Genomic DNA, 25,994 nt, shown 5'->3' with positions numbered 1-25,994 from the left:
CACGATGAACGCAGTAGCGAGAAAGAAGGGATTGGGCCGCGGTCTGGAAGCCTTGCTGGGCGGTACGGCAGACATTACCGAGGCAGTAACGATTGAAGGTGCGCCGAATGTGCTACCGCTTAGCAAGATGCAAGCGGGCAAATATCAGCCACGTACGCGCATGGACGAGGGCGCATTGCAGGACTTGGCGGCCAGCATCCGTGCGCAAGGGGTGATGCAGCCAATTCTCGTGCGTCCTATCTCGGCGGACAAGTACGAGATCATCGCCGGCGAACGGCGGTTTCGCGCGGCGCGTCTAGCGGGCCTCGAAGAAGTGCCGGTGCTGGTGAAGAACGTGCCGGACCAGGCCGCCGCCGCGATGGCGCTGATCGAGAACATTCAGCGTGAAGATCTGAATCCGCTGGAAGAAGCGCAGGGGATCCAGCGCTTGCTCGACGAGTTCAATTTCACGCACGAACAGGCAGCGGAGTCGGTCGGCCGCTCGCGCAGCGCGGTATCGAATCTGCTGCGTCTGCTTAACCTGGCAACTCCCGTACAAACGATGCTGCTGGCCGGCGATCTCGACATGGGTCACGCCCGCGCACTGCTGGCCGTCGACGCCGCGACGCAAATCACGTTGGCCAACCAGGTGGTTAACAAACGCATGTCGGTGCGCGAAACCGAAAAGCTTGTGACGGCGACTACAAAGGCCGCGCCGACGGTGAAGGCGCGTGCGAATGGCGATGGCGGCCGCGATACTCGCCGGCTGGAAGAAGAACTGTCGGACTTGCTGGCGGCGACGGTCAAGATCAAACTCGGCCGACGCGGGCGCGGCCAGGTACTGGTGGACTTCGGCGATCTGGATGCGTTGGAGGGCATTCTGGTCCGGTTGCGTGGTAACGCCACCGCCTGATTGACGAGTTGACCGGCAAGGGCACCTGATAGCTTGCGATAAGGCCTGCTGCCGATCGCAAGCTGTTGGATTCACCGTGGATCATTTGACGCGGCGGGTTTGCAAAAGGCGCATGGCTTCTTTGATCGGATTTTGCGACCTACCAGTGATCCATATCAACGTCCGACGGATTCCTAAATAAAGTGGCGTGGGATAATCAGGATTACTCATATATCCGGTCATTTCACGGCTGCTTGCTGGCCGCGTGGATTGGGGCCGTCGGCGCGCGTAACGGCCACGTCGGCGTCGCGATACGGGCATTTGAGCCCAACTGGTGTCAGGAGCCGCGAAGCGGCCAGGCCGCAATCTCCTCGGGACAACTTTGGCGAGGAGGGCGTGTCCGAAGCAAACGCTGAAACTTCACTGCCTCCTCGCCGGCACATTGATTCAGCGCAAACGCGGGGATACTTCTCGACAACCCTTTCTCGTGGGATCTTCCCGTTCGCGCCTACCCGCCAGCGCCCGCGATGTCCATATGCTTAGGCAAAAATCGGCGTTTGTTGCATTTTCGAGACGTCTGCTGCGGCGTTTAAACGAGCCATCAGCGAGGACAAATTCTTCCGTCTTAGGCAGCGCGTTTTGGCACTGCCCGGCAGCCTTACATTTGACGTGTTTCGCCCGGTGAAACCGGCGCTCCCGCATGGTGAGGAGCCTTTTCACGCTGGTTATTGAACGGCCTAAAGTCTTGAATTGCCTGCAACTATCGCTTACAATCGCCCGGATTTAATTGCACGGGAACCCCGTAAGCGCAGCGTAAGCTCGCGGGCTGGAACAAGACTTTCGGAACACTGCGATGGCGGTCAAAACGTCGAATCAAGCGCCGAAGAATGGGCACGACGAACACCGCGCTGAACGCAAGGCTTCCGTTGCGTCCACCGGTCAGCAAGCAAGACCTGACGAAGCGTGGGATGTCGAGCAGCAAGATAACAATATCGTTCCGCTCACGCGGGCCGAAGCTGAAAAGCTATTTGGTCCCACTGTGAGCCGTCCATCGCGCGTCACGCCTTTCAAGGTCGTGGCAGCGCAAATGGTTTTGTCCCTGGGTGCTACGCTGGTGTGGTGGCTGTTCTACAAGCCGCCGGGCGCTGCTGCGCTGTCCGCGTTCCTGGGGGGAGCGATCTGCTGGGTGCCGAGCGCGTTGTTCGCGGCACGACTGAGAACGCTGAGCGGCGCCGAAACAGCAATGAGCTGGATGATCGGCGAAGCGCTCAAGATGGGGACAACGATCGCGATGTTTGTAGCCATCGCCTTCTGGTATCACGACGTACGCTGGGTTCCGCTGCTCGTGACCTACCTCATCGCGCTCAAGACGTACTGGATCGCCTTAGCCTGGCGCTAAGGTAGCAGCAACGAAAGTAGCAGCAATAAATTCAGGCTGGCGCGCAGCGCCGGCATCAGGAGTGCGGATATGACACGATCCGCACCCGGCGTGTTCCCGCAATACAGCATTGCTGCGGGAGCGGCCTAAGACGATTTTCGACAATTTGGGTGGCATTAACGATATGGCAGCTAGCGAAGGCACGCGCGCTCTGGATCCGTCCGAGTACATCGCGCACCACTTGCAGAACTTTTCCACCGCGCACCAGACGTCGATTTTCGACATTCACGTCTGGAATCTGGACACCCTTTTCTGGTCGATCGTTTGCGGTCTGGCCACGATCCTGATTCTGCATCTCGCTGCCCGCAAGGCAACGTCCGGCGTGCCGGGCCGTTTCCAGTGCGCGATCGAAATGCTGGTTGAAATGGTCGAGGACCAATCGAAGTCGATGATCCACGGCACGCGCACCTTCATCGCGCCGCTGGCGTTGACCGTGTTCGTCTGGGTTGCCCTCATGAACTCGCTCGACTTCATCCCCGTCGATCTGCCGGGCCGCGTGATCGGTTGGCTGGGTCTGTCGGAAGTCATCCCCCATCACCGCATCGTGCCGACCGCCGACCTGAACGGCACGCTCGGCATCGCACTCGGCGTGTTCGCGCTGATGATTTACTACAACTTCAAGATCAAGGGCGCAGGCGGCTTCGTACATGAATTGCTGTCCGCTCCGTTCGGTGCGCATCCGCTCCTGTGGATCCCGAACCTTGCATTGAACATCATCGAGTTCGTCGCAAAGACGGTCTCGCTCGGCATGCGGCTGTTCGGCAACATGTACGCGGGCGAACTGTTGTTCCTGCTGATTGCCCTGCTCGGCAGCATGTGGGGTTTCGGCGCGGACGCGTCGGTGCTCGGCTTCATCGGCCACGTCATCGCTGGCACGGTTTGGGCGATCTTCCACATCCTGATCGTTCTGCTGCAAGCATTTATTTTCATGATGCTGACGCTGGTGTACATCGGCCAGGCACACGACAGCCACTAATCGCGGCTTGTCGAACGACGTTTTAGTTTCGTTTCATTTAAATCCCAGTTCCAACCAGTTCTAAAAGACTTTTCACAAAGGAGTGATCATGCAAGCTTTCATCGCCAACATCCAGGGTCTGACCGCCATCGGTATCGGCATCATCATCGGCCTGGGTGCAATCGGCGCCTGTATCGGTATCGGCCTGATGGGCGGCAAGTACATCGAAGCATGTGCACGTCAGCCGGAACTGATGAACCCGCTGCAAACCAAGATGTTCCTGCTGGCTGGTCTGATCGATGCGGCGTTCCTGATTGGCGTTGGTGTGGCAATGCTGTTTGCGTTCGCGAACCCGCTGCTGTCGAAGCTGGCAGGCTGAGGTTCCTCGGAAGTTTGCGCCTGAGCTATAACTAGTGAGGGCGCGGGGCGGAACGGGCACTCGGGCGCTGATCGAACAGAATCGATGAGCGCCTTGCCGTTTCACTTTCCGAACTAGCAACGTTTAAGGAAACACCGTGAATCTCAACGCAACCCTGTTTGCGCAAATGGTCGTGTTCCTGATCCTCGCGTGGTTCACGATGAAGTTCGTGTGGCCGCCGCTGATCAACGCCCTCGACGAGCGCTCGAAGAAGATTGCTGACGGTTTGTCGGCTGCTGAAAAGGGCAAGGCAGAACTCGAAGCCGCTCACAAGCGCGTCGACCAGGAACTCGCTCAGGCACGCAACGACGGTCAGCAACGTATTGCTGACGCAGAAAAGCGCGCTGTGGCAGTCGCTGACGAAATCAAGGCTCAAGCACAGGCTGAAGCCGCTCGCATCATCGCGCAAGCGAAGGCCGACGCGGACCAGCAAGTCGTGAAGGCGCGCGAAACGCTGCGCGGTGAAGTCGCCGCACTCGCTGTGAAGGGCGCTGAACAGATCCTGAAGCGCGAAGTCGACCAGGCAGCTCACGCTGACCTGCTGAATCAACTGAAAGCCGAGCTCTGATCATGGCCGAACTTGCAACCATCGCCCGTCCGTACGCAGAAGCGCTGTTTGGCGTGGCCGAAGCTGGTGACATCGCCGCCTGGTCCACGCTCGTGCAGGAGCTGGCACAGGTTGCGCGTCTGCCCGAAGTGCTGTCGATCGCCTCGAGCCCGAAAGTAAGCCGCGCCCAGGTCAGCGAACTGCTGCTGGCCGCGGTCAAGTCGCCGCTCAAGGACAACGCCCAAGCGAAGAATCTGGTGCAAATGCTGGTGGACAACCATCGTCTGCAATTGCTGCCGGAAATTGCTGTGCAGTTCGAAGAGTTGAAGAACGCCCGCGAAGGGGCGGCCGATGTGCTGATCGTCAGCGCATTCCCGCTCGAAGGCGCGCAGTTGAACGACCTCGTCGCAAGTCTCGAACGCAAGTTCAAACGCAAGCTGAAGCCGACGGTCGAGATCGATTCGTCGTTGATCGGCGGCGTGCGCGTGACGGTCGGCGATGAAGTGCTCGATACCTCGGTCCGCGCGCGGCTTGCCAGCATGCAAACGGCTCTGACGGCCTGAAGCGCCTTATGCGCTGAAGCGGCTGGCACGCAACAGAATTGACTATCAGGAGCGAATAATGCAACTCAATCCCTCTGAGATCAGCGAGCTGATCAAGAGCCGGATCCAGGGCCTTGAAGCGAGCGCAGACGTTCGCAACCAGGGCACTGTGATCTCCGTGACCGACGGTATCGTGCGTATTCACGGCCTGTCGGAAGTGATGCAGGGCGAAATGCTCGAATTCCCGGGCAACACCTTCGGTCTCGCACTGAACCTCGAGCGCGACTCGGTCGGCGCCGTGATTCTGGGTGAGTACGAACACATTTCGGAAGGCGACATCGTCAAGACGACGGGCCGCATTCTGGAAGTGCCGGTGGGTCCGGAACTGCTCGGCCGCGTGGTCGACGCACTCGGCAACCCGATCGACGGCAAGGGCCCGATCAACGCGAAAAAGACCGACGCAATCGAAAAGATTGCTCCGGGCGTGATCTGGCGTAAGTCGGTTTCGGAACCGGTCCAAACCGGTCTGAAGTCGATCGACGCGATGGTGCCGATTGGCCGTGGCCAGCGCGAGCTGATCATCGGCGACCGCCAGTGCGGCAAGACCGCAGTTGCAGTCGACGCGATCATCAACCAGAAGGGCAAGAACCTCTTCTGTATCTACGTCGCGATCGGCCAGAAGGCTTCGTCGATCATGAACGTGGTGCGCAAGCTGGAAGAGACCGGCGCGCTGGAATACACGATCGTCGTGGCCGCTTCGGCTTCGGAATCGGCTGCCATGCAATATCTGGCACCGTACGCCGGCTGCACGATGGGCGAATACTTCCGCGACCGCGGTCAAGACGCACTGATCGTTTATGACGATTTGACCAAGCAAGCTTGGGCATACCGTCAGATCTCGCTGCTGCTGCGCCGCCCGCCGGGCCGTGAAGCGTATCCGGGCGACGTGTTCTATCTGCACTCGCGTCTGCTGGAGCGTGCTGCTCGCGTGTCGGAAGACTACGTCGAGAAGTTCACCAACGGCGAAGTGAAGGGCAAGAGCGGTTCGCTGACGGCACTGCCAGTCATTGAAACGCAAGCCGGCGACGTGACCGCATTCGTTCCGACGAACGTGATCTCGATTACCGACGGCCAGATCTTCCTGGAAACCGACCTCTTCAACGCAGGTATCCGCCCGGCAATTAACGCCGGCGTGTCGGTGTCGCGCGTTGGTGGTGCGGCTCAGACGAAGGTCGTGAAGAAGCTGTCGGGCGGTATCCGTACCGACCTCGCGCAGTACCGTGAACTGGCTGCGTTCGCGCAGTTCGCGTCGGACCTCGACGAAGCCACCCGCAAGCAACTGGAGCGCGGCCGTCGCGTGACGGAACTGCTGAAGCAGCCGCAATATCAGCCGCTGCAAGTGTGGGAACTGGCTGTCGCGCTGTTCGCAGCGAACAATGGCTACCTCGACGATCTGGAAGTTGCGCAAGTGCTGCCGTTCGAAAAGGGCCTGCGCGACTACCTGAAGACGAAGCACGCTGACCTGATCAAGCGCGTCGAAGACACCAAGGAACTCTCGAAGGACGACGAAGCCCTGCTGCACACGGCTCTCAAAGACTTCAAGAAGTCCGGCGCTTATTGATCCGCGAGTGACCCGCAAGGCATAAACGGACCTTGAAGCGGCGCGGGCCGCAGGCAACTGAACCCGCGCTGCTTCGATCGCTTTGCATGGGACCCGAGTAAGCGCTGAAGCGCTAACTCGGGCCGACAAGGAGCAAGCAATGGCTGGAATGAAGGAAATTCGCGGCAAGATCAAGAGCGTGCAAAACACGCGCAAGATCACGAAAGCGATGGAGATGGTGGCCGCATCGAAGATGCGCCGCGCTCAGGAGCGCATGCGCGCTGCTCGCCCGTACGCCGACAAGGTCCGAGATATCGCTGCGCACATGAGCCGTGCGAACCCGGAGTATCGTCACCCGTTCATGGTGTCGAACGAAGGCGCGAAGGCGGCCGGCATCATCCTCGTCACGACTGATAAAGGTCTGTGCGGCGGTATGAACACCAACGTGCTGCGCGCGTCGCTGCAGAAGTTCAAGGAACTGGAAGGCCAGGGCAAGACGATCGAAGCAACTGCGATCGGCACCAAGGGTCTGGGTTTCCTGAACCGTTTGCGCGCCAAGGTAGTGTCGAATGTCGTGCATCTGGGCGACACGCCGCATCTGGAAAAGCTGATTGGCGCGGTGAAGGTGCAGCTCGACCTGTACTCCGAAGGCAAGGTTTCGGCGGTGTACCTCGCGTACACGCGCTTCGTCAACACGATGAAGCAGGAGCCGGTGATCGAGCAACTGCTGCCGCTGTCGGCAGACCAGTTCGAGCGCAAGGAAGAGGACGGCACGACGCCGAGCACGCAGTGGGACTACATCTACGAGCCGGATGCGCAGGCAGTGGTGGACGAACTGCTGGTGCGTTATGTCGAAGCGCTGGTCTATCAGGCCGTCGCGGAAAACATGGCATCGGAACAGTCGGCACGCATGGTCGCGATGAAGGCCGCTTCGGACAACGCGAAGACGGTCATCAACGAACTGCAGCTCGTGTACAACAAAAGCCGTCAGGCCGCGATCACGAAAGAACTGTCGGAAATCGTCGGTGGCGCGGCGGCAGTCTGACCTTGACGGTCAGGCACGCCGCTTCGTGTGCGCCTTCGCGGCGCACCCCATCGAAACTGCGCCTTTGCGCGAGTGAAGAATTGAGTATCTAAAGGAAAAGCGATGAGTACTACTGCTTTGGTAGAAGGCAAGATCGTACAGTGCATCGGCGCGGTGATCGACGTGGAATTTCCGCGCGACCAGATGCCGAAGATTTACGACGCGCTCATTCTCGAAGGTTCGGAACTGACCCTCGAAGTCCAGCAACAGCTGGGCGACGGCGTCGTCCGTACCATCTGTCTGGGTGCATCGGACGGTCTGCGCCGCGGTACGACGGTGAAGAACACTGGCAAGCCGATCAGCGTGCCGGTCGGCAAGCCGACCCTTGGCCGTATCATGGACGTGCTGGGTCGTCCGATCGACGAAGCTGGCCCGATCAACTCGGACGTGGTTCGCGGTATTCACCAGAAGGCTCCGGCGTTCGACGAGCTGTCGCCGTCGACGGAACTGCTCGAAACCGGCATCAAGGTTATCGACTTGATCTGCCCGTTCGCCAAGGGCGGTAAGGTGGGCCTGTTCGGTGGCGCCGGCGTCGGCAAGACCGTGAACATGATGGAACTGATCAACAACATCGCTAAAGAACACGGTGGTTATTCCGTGTTCGCCGGTGTTGGCGAGCGTACCCGTGAAGGGAACGACTTCTATCACGAAATGAAGGACTCGAACGTTCTCGACAAGGTCGCGCTGGTGTACGGCCAGATGAACGAGCCGCCGGGCAACCGTCTGCGCGTCGCGCTGACCGGTCTGACGATGGCTGAGCACTTCCGTGACGAAGGTCTCGACGTGCTGTTCTTCGTGGACAACATCTACCGTTTCACGCTGGCAGGCACGGAAGTGTCGGCGCTGCTCGGCCGTATGCCGTCGGCAGTGGGCTATCAGCCTACTCTGGCTGAAGAAATGGGTAAGCTGCAAGAGCGTATTACGTCGACCAAGACCGGCTCGATCACGTCGGTTCAGGCCGTGTACGTCCCTGCGGATGACTTGACCGACCCGTCGCCGGCTACGACTTTCGGCCACCTGGACGCAACGGTTGTGTTGTCCCGTGACATCGCTTCGCTGGGTATCTACCCGGCAGTCGACCCGCTCGATTCGACCTCGCGTCAGATCGACCCGAACGTGATCGGCGAAGAGCACTACTCGATCACGCGCGGCGTGCAGCAAACGCTGCAGCGCTACAAGGAACTGCGCGACATTATCGCGATTCTGGGCATGGACGAACTGGCGCCGGAAGACAAGCTCGCCGTGGCGCGCGCTCGTAAGATCCAGCGTTTCCTGTCGCAGCCGTTCCACGTCGCTGAAGTGTTCACGGGCTCGCCGGGCAAGTACGTGCCGCTGAAGGAAACGATCCGTGGCTTCAAGATGATCGTTGACGGCGAGTGTGACCACCTGCCGGAACAAGCGTTCTACATGGTCGGCACGATCGACGAAGCCTTCGAAAAGGCCAAGAAGATCCAGTAAAGGTCGGGTGTATAGAAGCGGGCGCCGGCCAATGTCGGTGCCCTCGAGTTACGCTCACCAGGAGTCGATATGGCAACCATTAAAGTAGACGTCGTCAGCGCGGAAGAGCAGATCTTCTCGGGCCAGGCGAAGTTCGTCGCGCTGCCGGGCGAAGCAGGTGAACTCGGCATTCTGCCGGGCCACACGCCGCTGATCACGCGGATTCGTCCGGGTGCGGTGCGCATCGAAGCTGAAAACGGTGAAGAAGAGTTTGTCTTCGTCGCCGGCGGCATCCTCGAAATCCAGCCGGGCGCTGTGACGGTTCTCGCCGACACGGCTATTCGCGGCAAGGATCTCGACGAAGCCAAGGCTGAAGATGCACGCAAGCGTGCGGAAGAAGCGCTGCAGAACACGGGTTCGAACCTCGAATACGCGACCGCGCAAGCGGAGCTGGCGTACGCGACGGCTCAGCTCGCTGCGATCCAGCGCCTGCGCAAGCTGCGCGGTCAGAACTAAGCAATACGTATCAGAGAGAAAGCAGCCTTCGTGGCTGCTTTTTTTTGACCTCGACTTGACGTTAACGGAAAGGTAAGCAAAATTGTGTTGTCGCGGCAATCGGCTCCTCGCCCGGCCGGTTCGGCAATGCGGTGCGGGTAACACTTGATGCCGGACCGACATACGCCGGTGGCACAATCGATTTCAAATTCATTTCAATAGACGAGCTTCCGCTGAGCTCACGGAGACAACACCATGGCAACGCATGTGTCAGGCGAAGGTGCACTGATCGAACCCAAAGACGGGCTGTCGTATGTCCGCGGGTCGACCGACATTCCGCTGAGCGAAGCGACGGTCGGCCGGTTTCTGTGCGACACCGCGACACGCTTTCCGGACCGTCCGGCCGTGGTGTTTCGCGAGCAACGCATTCGGTGGACCTGGAGGGAGTTCGCTGAAGAAGTCGACATTTTGGCGGCAGGGCTGCTCACACTCGGTATTGCGAAGGGTGACCGCGTGGGCATCTGGTCGCCGAATCGCGTGGAGTGGCTGCTGACCCAATTTGCGACTGCGCGAATCGGCGCCGTACTGGTCAACATCAATCCAGCCTATCGGCTCGCGGAGCTCGAGTACGCGCTGAATAAGGTTGGCTGCAAGGCGATCATCGCCGCCGAGCGCTTCAAGGCATCCATGTACCTGGAGATGTTGCAGGAGCTCGCGCCCGAACTGGCCACGCAGGCGCCCGGTGAACTTCACGCGGCAAGGTTGCCCGAGTTGCGCTACGTGATTCGCATGTGCGACACGGAAACGCCTGGCATGCTGACCTTTTCCGATGTGATCGAGCAGGGACGCGCGTCGCTCGACGTGGCCAGGCTCGACGCGATCGGCGCGACGCTCTCGTGCCATGAGCCGATCAATATCCAGTTCACCAGCGGCACGACAGGCAACCCGAAGGGCGCGACGCTGACCCACAGCAACGTGGTGAACAACGCGCGCTACATTGCCATGGCAATGCGGCTGAGCGAGCAGGACGGCTTATGCATTCCGGTGCCGCTGTACCACTGCTTCGGCATGGTGCTGGCCGTGCTAGCGTGCGTGTCGGTCGGCGCCAATATGGTATTTCCAGGCGAAGGCTTTGACCCGGCCGCGACGCTGGCCGCGGTCGCGGAAGAGAAGTGCACTGCGTTGCATGGCGTGCCGACCATGTTCATCGCCGAACTCGATCATCCGAACTTCGCCACCTACGACTTCTCGCGCCTACGCACCGGCATCATGGCGGGCTCGCCTTGTCCGATCGAGACGATGAAGAAGGTCGTTTCCAGAATGCATCTGAGCGAAATCACCATCGCCTATGGCATGACGGAAACCAGTCCGGTCTCGTTCCAAAGCTCGACGACCGATCCGCTCGACAAGCGCACGACGACGGTGGGCCGCATCCAGCCGCATCTCGAAGTGAAAATCGTCGATCCTCTCGGCGAGATCGTGCCGGTGGGCGAAACCGGTGAGCTTTGCACGCGCGGGTACTCAGTGATGCAGGGGTATTGGGGCGACGAGGCGAAGACGCGCGAAAGCATTGTCGATGGCTGGATGCATACGGGCGACTTGGCGACGCTCGACGCAGAAGGCTACTGCAACATCGTCGGCCGTCTGAAGGACATGCTGATTCGCGGCGGCGAGAACATCTATCCGCGCGAAATCGAGGAGTTTCTGTTCCGCCACCCGAAGATCCAGAGCGTGCAGGTGTTCGGCGTGCCCGACACGAAGTACGGCGAAGAGGTGTGTGCGTGGGTCGTATTGCGCGCCGGCGAGCAGGCGACAGCCGAAGAGATCCAGCAGTTCTGTCAGGGGCAGATTGCGCACTATAAGGTGCCCAAGTACATCCGTTTCGTCGACGAACTGCCCATGACGGTAACCGGCAAGGTGCAGAAGTTCATCATGCGCGAGCGGATGATCAGCGAGTTGAAGCTGCGGGAAGACAAGACGGCGTGACACTAAACGGCTGGTCCGCGCGGCAAAATCATTGCGCGACCCGGATCAGCCGATAGGGCACGAGGAGCAAACCAAGTGGAACCAATCGTTCGCCGTGCAAGTCGCTAAAAACCCGCGAACGTGCCCGAAACAGCGCGCTACCGCGCCGCGCAAACGTTTGGCCAGACGAAAAAAAAGCGGGCCTGGAGCCCGCTAAAAACCACACGCTACGGGGTTAGCGCGAGGAGACCAAAGAAGGAACCGACTGAGACGACGACCCTACGTCGACTACGGCCCCAGCAGGGATGCCCCTTCACAGGGCTTCGGCATAGGCCGACCGGCAAGTGCATCGTATCCGCTCACACCACGCACACAGCCACATCCGTGTTGAAACCGTTGAGGGCATTGTGGGCGAATTAATCTACGAGCGCGGTAACAAAGTGTTTCAGGTTGTAACGCCCGCCGGATAAGGCGTTGCAGGATATATTGCCAAAAAGCGACGATTTAAACGCAATTTTTACCGATGACTCAGTCGCAATTTCATACGCATGATTGATGCTATTCGCGAAGCATAATGCGGCGTAATCCGTTAAGTCGATGCCGCATGAAATGGTTGCACGTTCATCTTTTAGACGAATAATTCCCCGCTTTGCAGGTGCTGGCCCGCAGTCACCAACTTCTGCGATCCAACGTACGCAGCCGCATTGCGTTGCAGCATCCGTCCGGACACGCAATTGGGGCGCAAAGAATGCGTTCGCAGCCAGCTGCGATGGCACTATTTTTAGGTTTTACTTAAAAGCGCCCCGTAAGTTACATGATTGGCGCGCGAGCGTGATCATTTGGCGTTTCTCGACCGCCGCTGTTTTACAGTGAAAAAGGGGCGGCCAAGAAGCGCTTCAGGCTACTTCAGCCACTTGTCTGAAATGGCTTGATACTCGCCCGTCGCTCGCGCAAGGTGCAACCACTGGTTGACGTATTGCTGAAACGACACATCGCCACGCGGCAGCAGCCAAGCCTTTTCACCATACTGGAAGGGTTTGTCCGGGTGAACCGAGCAAAGGCCGGGGTTTAGCTTCTGCTGCAGCAGGGTCTCCGACGCGTCCGTCACCATCACGTCCGCTTTGCCGGCGAGGATCTGCTTGAAGATCGTCACGTTATCCGGATAGACGGTCAAGTTCGCATGCGAAAAGTACTGTTTCGCAAAGCGCTCGTTGGTGCCGCCGGGATTGACGATCACGCGTGTCGCCGGTTGGTCGATCTGGGCGACGGTTTGATATTTGTTGACGTCGTCGCACCGAACGATCGGCGTCTTGCCGTCGACCATGTAGGCCTCCGTGAAAAACGCGCGCTTCTGCCGCTCGAGGGTCGGCGACACGCCGCCCACTCCCACGTCGCACTTGGCGACAAAGTCGTTCATCAGATTCGACCACGACGTCTTGACATACTCCGTCTTGACGCCGAGCGACTTGGCGAGCGACTCGGTCATGTCGATATCGATGCCCTCAAACTGCCCGTCCGCCTTGTAAAACGAATACGGCTTGTAGTCACCCGTCGTGCAGGCGCGCAGCGTGCCGCGCGCGAGAATTTCGTCGAGTCGCGAGGGCGTTGCGGTGGCGGCGCTGGCCTGTGCCCCGGCCACGCCTGCGTGCATCAAAACGCCGGCCAGTGCGCCGAGCAGTGCGAGTGCTGCCTTGTTCATCGAGTCTCCTTGGTTGTATGTAATTGTCTGGTAAGTCCGTTGGATGATAGCCCGGCAATTCGCGCTTGAACATTGGCCGTTCAGCCAAGTCATGACGCCGCGGCCAGCGCGCGGAAAACCGGCCGCGAACGACGTGTCCGACAGTTATTGGCCGGATCAAGCACGATGCGGCGAGCCGGCTCCGGTAAAATGCCCCTTTGCCCTCAGTCGTACGCAACGTGGCCCATAAACTCCTGAACGACACTTTCCTGCGCGCGCTGCTGCGCCAGCCGACCGACTACACGCCGATCTGGCTGATGCGGCAAGCCGGCCGCTACCTGCCGGAATACAACGCCACGCGTGGTCGCGCGGGCAGTTTCCTCGGTTTGGCGAAGAACCCGTCGTTCGCGACGGAAGTCACATTGCAGCCGCTCGAGCGTTATCCGCTCGACGCCGCGATCCTGTTCTCGGACATCCTCACCGTGCCCGACGCCATGGGTCTCGGCCTCGAGTTCGTGACCGGCGAGGGTCCCAAGTTTGTTCGCCCGGTTCGCACGGAAGACGACGTCGCGCGGCTCGCTGTGCCGGACATCGACGCCACGCTGCGCTATGTGACCGACGCCGTGCGCGAAATTCGCACGGCGCTGACCGACGCGCAAGGCCGTCAACGCGTACCGCTGATCGGCTTTTCGGGCAGTCCGTGGACGCTCGCGTGCTACATGGTGGAAGGCGGCGGGTCGGCGGATTTCCGCACGGTCAAGTCGATGCTTTACGCCCGTCCGGATCTGATGCATCGCATTCTCGACATCAACGCGCGCTCGGTCGCGGCGTATCTGAACGCGCAGATCGAAGCCGGCGCGCAAGCCGTGATGATTTTCGACACGTGGGGCGGGGCGCTGGCAGACGGTGTGTATCAACGTTTCTCGCTGCACTACATCCAGCAGGTCGTGAATCAGCTGAGGCGCGAGCACGACGGCGAGAAAGTCCCGGTCATTACCTTCACGAAAGGTGGCGGCCTGTGGCTCGACGAGATCGCCGAAACCGGTGTGGACGCGGTCGGCCTCGACTGGACGGTCAACCTGAGCAAGGCACGCGAGCGTGTGGGCGGGAAGGTGGCGCTACAGGGCAATATCGATCCCTCGGTGTTGTTCGCGCCGCCGGCTTCGATCCGCATGGAAGCTCGTGCGGTGCTCGACAGCTTCGGTAATCATCCCGGCCACGTGTTCAATCTCGGCCACGGTATTTCGCAATTCACGCCGCCGGAGAATGTCGCTGAGCTGGTGGACGAAGTACACCGTCATAGCCGGGCGATCCGCAGCGGCGCTCATGCACCGGCCTGAAGCCGTAATCGTTACCATTTTTTGTTGCATTGCAGCGAACTGGGCTCTCGGTCTAAGGGCAAATTCGCAGCTAACAGGCCGTCAGATGGCGGTCTTGCGAAAGTCAAGACTTGACTTATGCACATTCATCACGCTGCGGCGCGGTAGAAGCTTTAGTCGTGTCCTGGCCCTTGCACTTTGCAGGCGCATTTGATCTAAGCCTTGTCTGGCAAGGGTTTCCCGGGTTCGGGACAGACTGTGCGGAATCCCACAGAAGGCCGCTGCGGCGCGGTTCCCGGGCCGTCCGGGCAAAGTTCTCAACAAAGTTATCCACAGGCACGCGGACCGATTGCAATTGTTCAGCCGAATCCAAAACTTAGCGCCGAAATTGAAGTTTTACTTTAACTTCTACGGATTCGCCGTCTGCTCGATGGGCCTCGCGATGTGGCATCGTGTCGCGCTCGTTCCCCTGACCGCTGCTGACGCGTGAGCGACGTGTTCGTCCGCGTCGCGCTTGACCATCCGCTGCCGACTCTGTTCGACTACCGTTGCGACACGCCTGAGCCTGTCGCGCCGGGCAGGCTGGTTAGCGTGCCGTTCGGGAAACGCCATGTCGTGGGGCTCGTCTGCGAAGTGACCGCTCACAGCGACGTGCCGGCCGATCGTCTTCGCTCGGTGAGTGGCGTGTGCACCGCTTGCCCGCCGGTGTCGTCGGAATGGCTGAAGCTGGCCGCGTTCGCCGCCGACTACTACCAGCGTGGTCTCGGCGAGGTCGCATTGCCCGCATTACCGCAGGCGCTGCGCGATGCGTCGCGCTGGTCGCGCCTGTTCGCGCCGGAAGAGCGCTACAGTCTCACGCCCGCAGGCCGCGCCGCGTTGCCCGAAGCTCTGCCGGCTCGGGCGAGCGCGTTGCGGAAACTGGCGCAGGCGTTGGCCGGGACCGAGTTCGTGCTTGCCGCCGATGCGCGCGCGCTGCACCCCAAAGCAATGGCAACGCTCGACGCGTGGCAGGCGGAAGGCTGGATCACGCTGAACATCGTCGAGGCCGCGGCGGCGTTGGTCACGGTCGCTTCGCCTGGCGCGCCCGCGCCCACGCTACCCACGCTCACGGACGAGCAGGCGGCCGCCGTCGAAGCTATCCGCGATGCCGACGGCTTCGCGCCGTTCCTGCTGCACGGCGTGACGGGCAGCGGCAAGACGGAGGTCTATTTGCGCGCGCTCGCCGAAATTCTGGCCGCGAAGCCCGACGCCCAGGCGCTCGTCCTCGTCCCTGAAATCAATCTGACGCCGCAGTTCGAAGCGGCCTTCCGCGCGCGTTTCGCCGCGCTCGAGGGCACGTCGATCGTCACGCTGCATAGCGGACTCGCGGAAGGCGAGCGCGCCCGCAACTGGTTCGCCGCGCACACCGGCCGCGCGCGGATCGTGCTCGGCACGCGGCTGGCGGTGCTGGCGTCGCTGCCGAAGCTCGCGATCATTGTTGTCGACGAGGAGCACGATCCGGCCTACAAGCAGCAGGAAGGTCTGCGCTATTCGGCGCGCGACCTGGCGATCTATCGCGCCAAACAACTCGGCCTGCCGGTCGTGCTGGGTTCGGCCACGCCGTCGCTGGAGAGCTGGTGGCAGGCCGACCAGGGCCGCTACAAGCGGCTCACGCTGTCGCGCCGTGCTGTCGCCGAGGCCGTATTGCCTACCGTCAAACTGATCGATCTGGAAGAGGAGCGGCGGCGCGGGCGGGCATCGGTCGAAGGTTTGTCGGGGCCGCTGATCGCGGCGCTGAAGGCGCGGCTCGAACGCGGCGAGCAAAGCCTCGTATTCCTGAACCGCCGCGGTTATGCGCCGCAGCTTGCCTGCGACGCCTGCGGTTGGGTCGCCGGTTGTCCACGATGCAGCGCGTATGTCGTGCTGCATAAGCCCGAGCGCGCGCTGCGCTGTCACCACTGCGGCTGGGAAGCGCGCATCCCGCGTTCGTGCCCGGAGTGCGGCAACGTCGATATCGCGCCGATGGGCCGTGGCACGCAGCGTGTCGAAGAGACGCTGGCGAGCGCGGTGCCCGGCGCCCGCATCTTGCGCATCGACGCCGACAGCACGCGTCGTAAAGGCAGCGCGCAGGCGCTGTTCTCCGACGTCCACGCGGGCGAAGTCGACATCCTCGTCGGCACCCAGATGATCGCCAAAGGCCACGACTTTCAGCGCGTGTCGCTGGTCGGCGTGCTGAACGCCGACACCGCGTTGTTTTCCCACGACTTCCGCGCGAGCGAACGGCTTTTCGCGCAACTGATGCAAGTGAGCGGCCGCGCAGGCCGTGCGGGTTTGCCGGGCGAAGTGCTGGTGCAGACGCGCTATCCGCGCCACGCGCTTTATCACGCGCTGGGCCGCCACGACTACGTCGGCTTCGCCAACTCCACGCTGGCCGAACGACGCGACGCCCATTTGCCGCCGTTCGTCTATCAGGCTTTGCTGCGCGCCGAAGGCCGCACGCTCGAAGCCGCGCTCGCCTTCCTGCAACAGGCGGCGGCCGAGTTGACCGGCATTGCGGCTGCCGAACGTGTAACCGTCTACGACGCCGTGCCGCTCACCATCGTGAAAGTGATGCACGTGCACCGCGCGCAATTGCTGATCGAGAGCGCGTCGCGGGCCGCCCTGCAGGCCACCTTGCGTGCGTGGCAGCCGCTGCTGCGCGGCCTGAAAGGTGTGCTGCGCTGGAATCTGGAAGTCGATCCGCTCCACATCTAAGTCGCATTGCCGGGGCGACGCCGCCGTTACTTCTTTCGGTCATATTCTTAGAGCGAATGGTCGTTTCGTTTTGCAACGCCGCTCGCCTATATTTCGCCGAATCGGCGCGCTTTCGGGCAAAACTTCAACTCTCCGGCGCCGAGGCACCTCAATTTCCTCGGGGTATGGCGATGAGCGATACGAACCCAGCACTACAACCCGGCGCGGCGCCGACGAACCGGCCTGGCACGCAAGGTGGCGGGCTCTTTTCGACTGAAGACTGGTGGGCGGTGTGGGTCGGCCTGCTGGTGATCGTAGTCGCCTGGGCGCTGTTCGCGTCGGGCAGCAGCATCAAATGGCTGGCGGTAGCGCCGGCCAAATGGTCGAGCGTGGCGCTGGCCGCACAGGACGTCGGCAAGCATTTGCCGAACTACGCCGCGTTGTTTATCGCGTTCGCGCTTCTATTCGGCGTAAGCCTGGCGGCGCTCAAGCAGCGGGTCGGCGCCTTCCTGGCGTCGTTCCTGATTCTGTTCATCGCGTCGGCGCTGATTTTTACGCTGGGCGCGTGGGTCAACGCGTCGAAGTACAACCTCGAGCCGCCGCTCGTCGCGCTGGCGCTGGGCCTGCTGATCTCGAACGTGTTCACGCTGCCTGAATGGTTTTCGGCCGGCTTGCGCGTCGAGTTTTATATCAAGGTCGGCATCGTGCTGCTCGGCGCGACGTTACCGTTTACGTTGCTGGTGTGGGCGGGACCGGTCGCGGTCGGGCAGGCCACCATCGTCTCGCTCGTCACGTTCTTCGTGATCTTCTTTGCCGCGAAAGCTTTCGGCCTCGACCGGCGTTTTGCCGCTGTGCTCGGCGTCGGCGGCGCGGTGTGCGGCGTCTCGGCGGCCATCGCGATTGCCGGCGCAGTGCGCGCCAAGCGCGAGCAGGCCTCGGTGGCGATCACGCTGGTGGTGCTTTGGGCGATCGTGATGATCTTCGTATTGCCGTTCGCATCCCGCTCGCTCGGCCTGTCGACTGCGGTCGCCGGCGCCTGGATCGGCACGTCTGAATTCGCCGACGCCGCCGGCATCGCAGCCGCTCAAGCCTACGGCGACTTTGCGAAACACGCGGGCGGCGCGATTGCCGGCGCGCCGGAGGCGTCGTTGCAGGCGTTCACGCTGATGAAAGTGGTCGGCCGCGATATCTGGATCGGCATCTGGGCATTCGTGCTGGCGATCGTCGCGACGACGCGCTGGGAATCGCAGGACAGCGGCGTCAAGGCCAAGGCCAACGCCGGCGAGATCTGGGCGCGCTTCCCGAAGTTCGTGATCGGTTTCGTGATCGCGTCGGCGCTGGTGACGTGGATCGCCAGCCACTATTCGCTGGCCGATTACCGCAAAGTCGTGACGCCCGAATTCGTCGCGCCGATCACGGCGCTGCGTACGTGGGCGTTCACTTTCTGCTTCCTGAGCATCGGGCTGACCACGCGCTTGCGCTCGCTCACTGCAACCGGTCTGAAGCCGTTCCTCGCATTCACGGTGGGCGTGGTGGTCAATATCGCCATCGGTTACGCGCTGTCCGCGCACGTGTTCGCGCCGTACTGGAATAGCTTGGGGCAGGGCTCGTGATGAGGCGCACGGTCCGCCTCGACAGCGCGGCGCAGGCGCGCGATGAAACGCACGCGCCGTGCTGCGCGGGCTGCCGGCATCGCGCTGAGAATCGGGGCTCGTTGGAGCAGGGCATTCCGGGTCTCGCCGTGTTTGGTTCCGCATTCGGCGCGAGCGTGGCGAACAGCCGGCTCTGCCGGTTGCACGACCAACTCGTCTCGCCTGGCGACAGTTGCGCGCGCTTCGAACCGGTTCGTCAACATTGACGCGCGCCTAAGCCAGCCGCGGCGCCGAGCCCGGCGATGTCAGCGTTCCGCCAGTGCGTCAGCCGAAGATAGTCGTCGCTCTGTCCCGCACGGAACGCCGGACGCGCCCATTCACCCGTTCAGTTCACTCGTTTAACGCGGTCCGCGCGTCACCCACGGATGCGCGCGACGCCGCGGGCACGTGTTCCTCGTCGGGCTCGCGCCTGCCTGGGCCACTCGTCGCGCCACGCATGAACAACACCGCGCAAGTCGCGCACATCGCCCAGATGCCCAGTACTACCAGCCACTTTTCCATTTCACCTGTCCTCGCCTGTCTTCTAAAACCCCGTACCGTTTTTTTGTGCGTGCCCGGAGGCCGCGTGCCGCTATGTTCCGTATAACGGCGCGCCGACCCGTTCTGATAAGGGTAAATGCAAAAAGAATCACGCCAGGGAAAGTACTAAGCGCAACCACTGCGCCAGCGGCCAGCGCCATCTGGCGCAAACCCTCGCCGCACAAGGCTCCCAGCAGGGTGCAACCATGCGCTGAACATGGTTGCACCTTTTTATTGGGAGGCGTACGATTCGCCCAACTTTTAGTCTTTCCCAGCGCATTCGTTTGGTATCCGAAGAAGGAAACATGGCTAGCACCACCCTTGGCGTCAAGGTCGACGACCTCCTGCGTTCACGGCTGAAAGATGCCGCTACCCGTCTTGAACGCACTCCGCACTGGCTCATCAAGCAGGCCATCTTCGCGTACCTCGAAAAGATCGAGCACGGCCAGTTGCCGCCCGAGCTGTCGGGCGTGACGGGCTCGGCGGATCTCGCCGACGGCGCCACGGTCGAGCAGGAAGAAGACGGCGCGTCGCACCCATTCCTCGAGTTCGCGCAAAACGTGCAACCGCAGTCGGTGCTGCGCGCGGCGATCACGGCCGCTTACCGTCGTCCCGAGCCGGAATGCTTGCCGTTCCTGGTCGGTCAGGCTCGCTTGCCGGCCAACCTCGCGGGCGATGTGCAGACAATGGCCGGCAAGCTCGTCGAAACGCTGCGCACCAAGAGCAAGGGCGGTGGCGTCGAAGGTCTGATCCACGAGTTCTCGCTGTCGAGCCAGGAAGGCGTGGCGCTGATGTGCCTCGCCGAAGCGCTGCTGCGCATTCCCGATCGCGCCACGCGCGACGCGCTGATTCGCGACAAGATCAGCAAGGGCGACTGGAAATCGCACATGGGCCAGGCGCCCTCGATGTTCGTCAACGCCGCGACCTGGGGCTTGATGATCACCGGCAAGCTGGTGACGACCAATAGCGAAACGAGCCTCTCGTCGGCGCTGACGCGTTTGATCGGCAAGGGCGGCGAGCCGCTGATCCGCAAGGGCGTCGATATGGCGATGCGCCTGATGGGCGAGCAGTTCGTGACGGGCGAGAACATCTCCGAGGCGCTGGCCAACAGCCGCAAATACGAAGCGCGCGGCTTCCGCTACTCGTACGACATGCTCGGCGAAGCGGCCACCACCGAAGCCGACGCGCAGCGCTACTACGCGTCGTACGAACAGGCGATCCACGCGATCGGCAAGGCTGCCGGCGGCCGTGGCATTTACGAAGGCCCTGGCATCTCGATCAAGCTCTCCGCGCTGCACGCACGCTACTCGCGTTCGCAGCAGGAACGCACAATGAGCGAACTCCTGCCGCGCGTGCGCTCGCTGGCGATCCTTGCGCGCCGCTACGACATCGGCCTGAACATCGACGCCGAAGAAGCCGACCGCCTCGAAATCTCGCTCGATCTGCTCGAAGCGCTGTGCTTCGATCCAGACCTGGCCGGCTGGAACGGCATCGGCTTCGTGGTGCAGGCATATCAGAAGCGTTGCCCGTTCGTGATCGACTACATCATCGATCTGGCGCGCCGCAGCCGTCACCGCATCATGGTGCGCCTCGTGAAGGGCGCGTACTGGGACACCGAAATCAAGCGCGCGCAAGTGGACGGCCTCGAAGGCTATCCGGTGTACACGCGCAAGATCTATACGGACGTCTCATACGTCGCTTGTGCGAAGAAACTGCTGAGCGCGCCGGATGCGGTCTATCCGCAGTTCGCCACGCACAACGCGCACACGCTCTCGGCGATCTATCATCTCGCGGGCAACAACTACTACCCCGGCCAGTACGAGTTCCAGTGCCTGCACGGCATGGGCGAGCCGCTGTACGAGGAAGTCACCGGCCGCGACAAGCTGAACCGTCCGTGCCGCGTGTACGCGCCGGTCGGCACGCATGAAACGCTGCTCGCGTACCTCGTGCGCCGTCTGCTGGAAAACGGCGCGAACACGTCGTTCGTGAATCGCATTGCCGATGAAAGCGTCGCGATCAAGGACCTGATCGCCGACCCCGTCGACGAAGCCTCGAAGATCGTGCCGCTCGGCGCGCCGCACGCGAAGATTCCGCTGCCGCGCAATCTCTACGGCGCCGAGCGTCTCAATTCGATGGGCCTCGATCTGTCGAACGAGCATCGTCTGGCGTCGTTGTCGTCGGCGTTGCTGGCGAGCGCGCATCATCCGTGGCGCGCCGCGCCGATGCTCGAGGACAACGAAATCGCCGTGGGCGTGGCGCGCGATGTGCGCAATCCGGCGGATCATCGTGACCTCGTCGGCACGGTCGTTGAAGCGACCCCGGAACATGTGAGCGCCGCGTTGGCGCATGCGGTCGCCGCGGCGCCGATCTGGCAAGCCACGCCGGTCGAAGCGCGCGCCGATTGCCTCGCGCGTGCCGCCGATCTGCTCGAAGCGCAGATGCATACGCTGATGGGTCTGGTGGTGCGTGAAGCCGGCAAGTCGCTGGCCAACGCCGTCGCGGAAATCCGCGAAGCGATCGACTTCCTGCGCTACTACTCCACGCAGATTCGCGACGAGTTCTCCAACGACACGCATCGCCCGCTCGGTCCGGTGGTCTGTATCAGCCCGTGGAATTTCCCGCTGGCGATTTTCATGGGCCAAGTGGCCGCGGCGCTGGCGGCCGGCAACACCGTGCTCGCAAAGCCGGCCGAACAGACACCGCTGATCGCCGCGCAGGCCGTGCGCATTCTGCGCGAAGCCGGCGTCCCGGCGGGGGCCGTGCAACTGCTGCCGGGCAATGGTGAAACGGTCGGCGCCGCGTTGGTGGCCGATCCGCGCACTCGCGCCGTGATGTTCACCGGCTCGACTGAAGTCGCGCGCCTGATCAACAAGACGCTCTCGAGCCGCCTCGATCCGGACGGCAAGCCGATTCCGCTGATCGCGGAAACCGGCGGCCAGAACGCGATGATCGTCGACTCGTCGGCGCTCGCTGAGCAGGTGGTCGCGGACGTGCTGCAATCGTCTTTCGACTCCGCCGGTCAACGCTGTTCCGCGCTGCGCGTTCTCTGTCTGCAAGACGATGTCGCCGACCGCACGCTGGAGATGCTAACGGGCGCGATGCGCGAACTGGCAGTGGGCAATCCGGACCGTCTGTCGATCGACGTGGGCCCGGTGATCGACCTCGACGCGAAACGCGGTATCGACGCGCACGTCGCGACGATGCGCGAGAAAGGCCGCAAGGTCGAGCAATTGCCGATGCCCGACGGTTGCGCGCAAGGCACCTTCGTTCCGCCCACGCTGATCGAACTCGACAGCATCGACGAACTGAAGCGCGAAGTGTTCGGTCCGGTGCTGCATGTGGTGCGTTACCGCCGCAGCCAGCTCGACAAGCTGCTCGAACAGATTCGCACGACGGGCTACGGCCTCACGCTCGGCATCCATACGCGGATCGATGAAACCATCGCTCACGTGATCAGCCGCGCGCACGTCGGCAACATTTATGTGAACCGCAATGTGATCGGCGCCGTGGTGGGTGTGCAGCCGTTCGGCGGCGAAGGTTTGTCGGGCACGGGTCCGAAAGCGGGCGGCGCGCTGTATTTGCAGCGTCTGCTGGCGACGCGTCCGCCCGGTTTGCCGAAGTCGCTCGCGCAGGCATTGGTCGTGGATGTACCGAAGGCAGCCGAAAACAGCGACAATCCGTCCGCTGCATTGACGGCTTATCGCGATTGGCTGATTGCCGAACAACAGCCGGTGCTGGCCGCGCGCTGCGACGGCTATCTGTCGCATGTGCCGGCGGGCGCCACCGCGGTACTGTCGGGACCGACTGGCGAGCGCAACACGTACACGCTGGGCGCGCGCGGCACGGTGCTGTGTATTGCGTCGACGGCGAGCGGCGCGCGCGTGCAGTTTGCCGCGGCGCTGGCTACGGGAAATCGCGCGTTGTTCGAAGGCGCGGCGGGTGAACAACTGGTGGCGCAGTTGCCCGCGTCGTTGAAGTCACATGCGAGCGTGAAGAAGAGCGCCGATGCAACGTTCGACGCCGTGCTGTTCGAAGGCGATAGCGACGAGTTGCTGGCGCTGGTGAAGGAAGTCGCGAAGCGTCCGGGCCCGATCGTGTCGGTGCAGGGCGTCGCGGCAGGCGCGCTGGAAAGCGGCGACGAGGATTACGCGCTCGAGCGTCTGTTGACGGAACGCTCGGTCAGCGTGAATACGGCAGCAGCAGGCGGTAATGCGAATTTGATGACGATCGGTTGAGCGAACCTCATTGATCTTTTCAAAAAGAAGGAAGCGGTACGGCGACCCCGAAACCGCTCCATCCACACCTGGTACCAAGGAGAAGCTATGCAACACAAGATGAAACAGCTGGCAGGCGCTGCACTGGTTGCAGCGATGTCGCTGGCGGGGACGGCCAATGCTCAATCGACGGAAGATGTGAAGGTCGGCTTTGCCGGCCCGATGACAGGCGCGCAGGCGCACTACGGCAAGGACTTCCAGAACGGCATTACGCTGGCAGTGGAAGACATGAACGCGACCAAGCCGGTGATCGGCGGCAAGCAAGTCCGCTTCGTGCTGGACTCGGCCGACGACCAGGCCGACCCGCGCACCGGTACGACGGTTGCACAGAAGCTGGTGGATGACGGCATCAAGGGTATGCTCGGCCACTTCAACTCGGGCACCACGATTCCGGCTTCGCGCATTTACGCGAACGCGGGCATCCCCGAAATCGCCATGGCGACGGCGCCGGAATACACGCAACAAGGTTTCAAGACCACGTTCCGCATGATGACGTCCGACACGCAGCAAGGTTCGGTCGCCGGCACGTTCGCGGTAAAGACGCTGGGCATGAAGAAGATCGTGATCGTCGACGACCGCACGGCTTATGGCCAAGGTCTGGCCGATCAGTTCGAAAAGGCAGCGAAGGCAGCGGGTGGCCAGATCGTCGATCGTGAATACACGAACGACAAAGCAGTCGACTTCAAGTCGATCCTGACCAAGCTGAAGGCTGTTCAACCTGATCTGATCTATTACGGCGGCGCGGATTCGCAAGCGGCACCGATGGTCAAGCAGATGAAGGCATTGGGCATCAAGGCGCCGCTGATGGGCGGCGAAATGGTCCACACGCCGACGTTCATCCAGATCGCGGGTGACGCGGCGAACGGCACGGTGGCATCGCTCGCCGGCCTGCCGCTGGAAGAAATGCCGGGCGGCAAGGACTACGTCGCGAAGTACAAGAAGCGTTTCAACGAAGACGTGCAAACGTACTCGCCGTACGCTTACGACGGCGCAATGGCCATGTTCGATGCAATGAAGAAGGCGAACTCGACCGATCCGGCCAAGTACCTGCCGGTGCTCGCGAAGACGTCGATGCCGGCGGTGACGTCCGCGAACCTCGCGTACGACAGCAAGGGCGACCTGAAGAACGGCGGTATCACGCTGTACAAGGTTGTCGATGGTAAGTGGACGACGTTGCAGAGCGTGGGTGGGAAATAAGAGACTTGCCTGCTTTGACGTTGTGAAGGAAACCCCGCTTCGGCGGGGTTTTTTATTGTAAGTTGCCGTTCATCCAGCTTGCGGATTTTGGTCTACCGGACCTTCTCCCAAAAAAAAATTCATCGACAATTTCTCGAGATGGTGAGCGCTCTCCATCAAGGATCTATTACGAGAGTTGTCGTATAATGGGAGGTGCGGTTGTCGATTCCGAGCAAGTACAAGGAGGTGAAGCGGACGGTTATTGCCGCGCTTCGATCCGGCCAGTTCCAGCACGAAGCGCGCTCCGGCATTAACGTAAAGAACCTTCTGGCGACGGGGCGAGTGACCGCCGAATTCGTCGAGGTGCTCGTTGCCAGAAGCAACGGCACGCAGTACAGCTCGTCACCGCACCACAGCGTTGCGTCGATCGATGTGCATGTCATCGAATCAGGCGGCTGGTACGTGAAGTTTTACTTTGTGAGCGATCCAGACACCGTGTTTATCAGCGTGCATCAGTGAGTGAAGCCATGAAGATGAAACTGTATGAGGACGGTGAGAAAAGTAAGGCGGTTTGTCACCATTGCAAACAACTCGTGAGCACAACTTTTGCGCGGCGCGACGTACCGTTTAGCGACGGCAAAGGTGAGGTGAAGAATATCCTCGCGGCGGTGTGCGACGCGTGCGGAAACGTGGTGGCTGTCCCGGCGCAATCCACACCGGCCGTGCGGGAAGCGCGACGCAAGGAAGTCCGGCCGATCGAGGCGCAATTGCCGGCCATTTATCTGGATGTGCTCGACCTCGCCGCCTATATTGTCGACAGCACCAGCTCAACCGAATTCCGAAAGGTCCTGATGATCCTTTATCTGCATCGGTTTGCTTCCGGCGAGTTCCCGCGAGCCCTGCTGATCAAGGCCCATCGCGCCACGTCGGAACGCTTCAAGGAGCGCCGCGGTGAGGCTCGCCGCCGGCTTTCCATGAAGGTGACGCCACGTATCGTGGAAGACCTGAAGACGCTGATGCACGACACGACTTTGAGTCAGACGGAGGTCATCAAGTCGGTCATTTATCAGATTCATGCGGACGTCATTGAGTCACGCAAACCTGAGCTGATGAGAGAACTCGGGGCGTTGTCGGTGGTTTATGCGTAGCTGCCGTGCGCCCGGAACGCGACAAACCTGGGACCTATCCGTAATTTCGTGGGCGGGGCATATCATGAGGGGATCAAGGTCATGGATATGCCGATGAAAAAGAAACGCACCGTCGCGTCTCAGGCAGCGGCCCGCGGGCCGCTGCCTGAACTGCCTGAAGCGCT

The 25,994-nt window shown here is 61.6% G+C and carries 21 protein-coding genes; 19 read left to right on the top strand and 2 right to left on the bottom strand.

The features are described from left to right. Positions 1-4: 4 nt before the first annotated feature. From B0G73_RS30460 to B0G73_RS30410, 11 genes are all read left to right on the top strand, one after another. Entirely contained in the window at positions 5-892 is an 888-nt protein-coding gene (locus B0G73_RS30460; RefSeq protein ID WP_106284873.1) for a ParB/RepB/Spo0J family partition protein, read from the top strand. Between the two features lie 832 nt (positions 893-1,724). Beyond that, positions 1,725-2,270, top strand: coding sequence for an ATP synthase subunit I (locus B0G73_RS30455; protein WP_106284872.1), 546 nt, complete (start codon positions 1,725-1,727; stop codon positions 2,268-2,270). 163 nt (positions 2,271-2,433) lie between these two features. After that, entirely contained in the window at positions 2,434-3,285 is an 852-nt protein-coding gene (gene atpB / locus B0G73_RS30450; protein WP_106284871.1) for a F0F1 ATP synthase subunit A, read from the top strand. Between the two features lie 88 nt (positions 3,286-3,373). After that, positions 3,374-3,643, top strand: coding sequence for a F0F1 ATP synthase subunit C (atpE, locus tag B0G73_RS30445; RefSeq protein WP_007180033.1), 270 nt, complete (start codon positions 3,374-3,376; stop codon positions 3,641-3,643). Positions 3,644-3,779: 136 nt separating this feature from the next. Beyond that, positions 3,780-4,250, top strand: coding sequence for a F0F1 ATP synthase subunit B (locus B0G73_RS30440; protein ID WP_106284870.1), 471 nt, complete (start codon positions 3,780-3,782; stop codon positions 4,248-4,250). A 2-nt stretch (positions 4,251-4,252) separates the two neighbouring features. After that, positions 4,253-4,792, top strand: coding sequence for a F0F1 ATP synthase subunit delta (locus B0G73_RS30435; protein WP_006050846.1), 540 nt, complete (start codon positions 4,253-4,255; stop codon positions 4,790-4,792). A gap of 58 nt (positions 4,793-4,850) precedes the next feature. Further along, complete coding sequence (atpA, locus tag B0G73_RS30430; RefSeq protein WP_106284869.1) at positions 4,851-6,392, top strand: F0F1 ATP synthase subunit alpha; 1,542 nt, start codon at positions 4,851-4,853, stop codon at positions 6,390-6,392. 139 nt (positions 6,393-6,531) lie between these two features. Next, positions 6,532-7,416 carry a F0F1 ATP synthase subunit gamma gene (atpG, locus tag B0G73_RS30425; RefSeq protein ID WP_106284868.1) on the top strand — a complete coding sequence of 295 codons (885 nt, stop codon included), beginning with the start codon at positions 6,532-6,534 and terminating at the stop codon, positions 7,414-7,416. 102 nt (positions 7,417-7,518) lie between these two features. Next, complete coding sequence (gene atpD, locus B0G73_RS30420; RefSeq protein WP_012434801.1) at positions 7,519-8,913, top strand: F0F1 ATP synthase subunit beta; 1,395 nt, start codon at positions 7,519-7,521, stop codon at positions 8,911-8,913. Between the two features lie 69 nt (positions 8,914-8,982). Next, complete coding sequence (locus B0G73_RS30415) at positions 8,983-9,408, top strand: F0F1 ATP synthase subunit epsilon (RefSeq protein WP_012434800.1); 426 nt, start codon at positions 8,983-8,985, stop codon at positions 9,406-9,408. Positions 9,409-9,642: 234 nt separating this feature from the next. Continuing rightward, complete coding sequence (locus tag B0G73_RS30410; RefSeq protein WP_106284867.1) at positions 9,643-11,373, top strand: AMP-binding protein; 1,731 nt, start codon at positions 9,643-9,645, stop codon at positions 11,371-11,373. A gap of 880 nt (positions 11,374-12,253) precedes the next feature. Here the strand turns inward: B0G73_RS30410 and B0G73_RS30405 are convergent. Continuing rightward, positions 12,254-13,051, bottom strand: coding sequence for a transporter substrate-binding domain-containing protein (locus tag B0G73_RS30405; protein ID WP_106284866.1), 798 nt, complete (start codon positions 13,049-13,051; stop codon positions 12,254-12,256). A gap of 218 nt (positions 13,052-13,269) precedes the next feature. On the opposite strand from B0G73_RS30405, the gene hemE reads away from it, so the two are divergent. The 4 genes from hemE to B0G73_RS30385 all read left to right on the top strand — a co-directional run bounded on the left by hemE (position 13,270) and on the right by B0G73_RS30385 (position 18,919). After that, the gene (gene hemE / locus B0G73_RS30400; protein ID WP_106284865.1) at positions 13,270-14,370 is read left to right on the top strand and encodes a uroporphyrinogen decarboxylase; all 1,101 of its coding nucleotides are present in this window, start codon (positions 13,270-13,272) and stop codon (positions 14,368-14,370) included. 465 nt (positions 14,371-14,835) lie between these two features. Further along, positions 14,836-17,082 (top strand): primosomal protein N', encoded by a 2,247-nt coding sequence (locus tag B0G73_RS30395; RefSeq protein WP_181196674.1) that lies wholly within the window; start codon positions 14,836-14,838, stop codon positions 17,080-17,082. Between the two features lie 170 nt (positions 17,083-17,252). Then, complete coding sequence (locus B0G73_RS30390; protein ID WP_106284946.1) at positions 17,253-18,674, top strand: YeiH family protein; 1,422 nt, start codon at positions 17,253-17,255, stop codon at positions 18,672-18,674. After that, positions 18,674-18,919 (top strand): hypothetical protein, encoded by a 246-nt coding sequence (locus tag B0G73_RS30385; RefSeq protein WP_106284864.1) that lies wholly within the window; start codon positions 18,674-18,676, stop codon positions 18,917-18,919. Before B0G73_RS30390 ends, B0G73_RS30385 begins: the two co-directional genes overlap by 1 nt. A gap of 124 nt (positions 18,920-19,043) precedes the next feature. On the opposite strand, the gene B0G73_RS40705 is transcribed toward B0G73_RS30385, so the two are convergent. Continuing rightward, positions 19,044-19,214 carry a hypothetical protein gene (locus B0G73_RS40705; protein WP_181196673.1) on the bottom strand — a complete coding sequence of 57 codons (171 nt, stop codon included), beginning with the start codon at positions 19,212-19,214 and terminating at the stop codon, positions 19,044-19,046. A 323-nt stretch (positions 19,215-19,537) separates the two neighbouring features. Here B0G73_RS40705 and putA point away from each other — a divergent pair, with 323 nt between their 5' ends. From putA to B0G73_RS30365, 4 genes are all read left to right on the top strand, one after another. Then, positions 19,538-23,467 (top strand): trifunctional transcriptional regulator/proline dehydrogenase/L-glutamate gamma-semialdehyde dehydrogenase, encoded by a 3,930-nt coding sequence (gene putA / locus B0G73_RS30380; protein ID WP_106284863.1) that lies wholly within the window; start codon positions 19,538-19,540, stop codon positions 23,465-23,467. 87 nt (positions 23,468-23,554) lie between these two features. Beyond that, the gene (locus B0G73_RS30375) at positions 23,555-24,703 is read left to right on the top strand and encodes a branched-chain amino acid ABC transporter substrate-binding protein (RefSeq protein ID WP_106284862.1); all 1,149 of its coding nucleotides are present in this window, start codon (positions 23,555-23,557) and stop codon (positions 24,701-24,703) included. Positions 24,704-24,901: 198 nt separating this feature from the next. Further along, positions 24,902-25,201 (top strand): hypothetical protein, encoded by a 300-nt coding sequence (locus tag B0G73_RS30370; protein ID WP_106284861.1) that lies wholly within the window; start codon positions 24,902-24,904, stop codon positions 25,199-25,201. Between the two features lie 8 nt (positions 25,202-25,209). Further along, positions 25,210-25,830: a hypothetical protein gene (locus B0G73_RS30365; RefSeq protein ID WP_106284860.1), complete on the top strand. Its 621-nt coding sequence runs from the start codon at positions 25,210-25,212 to the stop codon at positions 25,828-25,830. The last annotated feature ends 164 nt before the right edge of the window (positions 25,831-25,994 follow it).

The organism is Paraburkholderia sp. BL25I1N1 (genome assembly GCF_003002025.1).
Lineage (GTDB): Bacteria > Pseudomonadota > Gammaproteobacteria > Burkholderiales > Burkholderiaceae > Paraburkholderia.
This window is presented reverse-complemented; position numbering and strand designations above follow the sequence as displayed.

Excerpts from the sequence above, each read along its gene's own strand:
- B0G73_RS30460 (WP_106284873.1), top strand. The coding sequence starts at position 5 with ATGAACGCAGTAGCGAGAAAGAAGGGATTGGGCCGCGGTCTGGAAGCC.
- B0G73_RS30455 (WP_106284872.1), top strand. The coding sequence starts at position 1,725 with ATGGCGGTCAAAACGTCGAATCAAGCGCCGAAGAATGGGCACGACGAA.
- atpB (WP_106284871.1), top strand. The coding sequence starts at position 2,434 with ATGGCAGCTAGCGAAGGCACGCGCGCTCTGGATCCGTCCGAGTACATC.
- atpE (WP_007180033.1), top strand. The coding sequence starts at position 3,374 with ATGCAAGCTTTCATCGCCAACATCCAGGGTCTGACCGCCATCGGTATC.
- B0G73_RS30435 (WP_006050846.1), top strand. The coding sequence starts at position 4,253 with ATGGCCGAACTTGCAACCATCGCCCGTCCGTACGCAGAAGCGCTGTTT.
- atpA (WP_106284869.1), top strand. The coding sequence starts at position 4,851 with ATGCAACTCAATCCCTCTGAGATCAGCGAGCTGATCAAGAGCCGGATC.
- atpG (WP_106284868.1), top strand. The coding sequence starts at position 6,532 with ATGGCTGGAATGAAGGAAATTCGCGGCAAGATCAAGAGCGTGCAAAAC.
- atpD (WP_012434801.1), top strand. The coding sequence starts at position 7,519 with ATGAGTACTACTGCTTTGGTAGAAGGCAAGATCGTACAGTGCATCGGC.
- B0G73_RS30415 (WP_012434800.1), top strand. The coding sequence starts at position 8,983 with ATGGCAACCATTAAAGTAGACGTCGTCAGCGCGGAAGAGCAGATCTTC.
- B0G73_RS30410 (WP_106284867.1), top strand. The coding sequence starts at position 9,643 with ATGGCAACGCATGTGTCAGGCGAAGGTGCACTGATCGAACCCAAAGAC.
- B0G73_RS30405 (WP_106284866.1), bottom strand. The coding sequence starts at position 13,051 with ATGAACAAGGCAGCACTCGCACTGCTCGGCGCACTGGCCGGCGTTTTG.
- B0G73_RS30390 (WP_106284946.1), top strand. The coding sequence starts at position 17,253 with ATGAGCGATACGAACCCAGCACTACAACCCGGCGCGGCGCCGACGAAC.
- B0G73_RS30385 (WP_106284864.1), top strand. The coding sequence starts at position 18,674 with ATGAGGCGCACGGTCCGCCTCGACAGCGCGGCGCAGGCGCGCGATGAA.
- B0G73_RS40705 (WP_181196673.1), bottom strand. The coding sequence starts at position 19,214 with ATGGAAAAGTGGCTGGTAGTACTGGGCATCTGGGCGATGTGCGCGACT.
- putA (WP_106284863.1), top strand. The coding sequence starts at position 19,538 with ATGGCTAGCACCACCCTTGGCGTCAAGGTCGACGACCTCCTGCGTTCA.
- B0G73_RS30375 (WP_106284862.1), top strand. The coding sequence starts at position 23,555 with ATGCAACACAAGATGAAACAGCTGGCAGGCGCTGCACTGGTTGCAGCG.
- B0G73_RS30365 (WP_106284860.1), top strand. The coding sequence starts at position 25,210 with ATGAAGATGAAACTGTATGAGGACGGTGAGAAAAGTAAGGCGGTTTGT.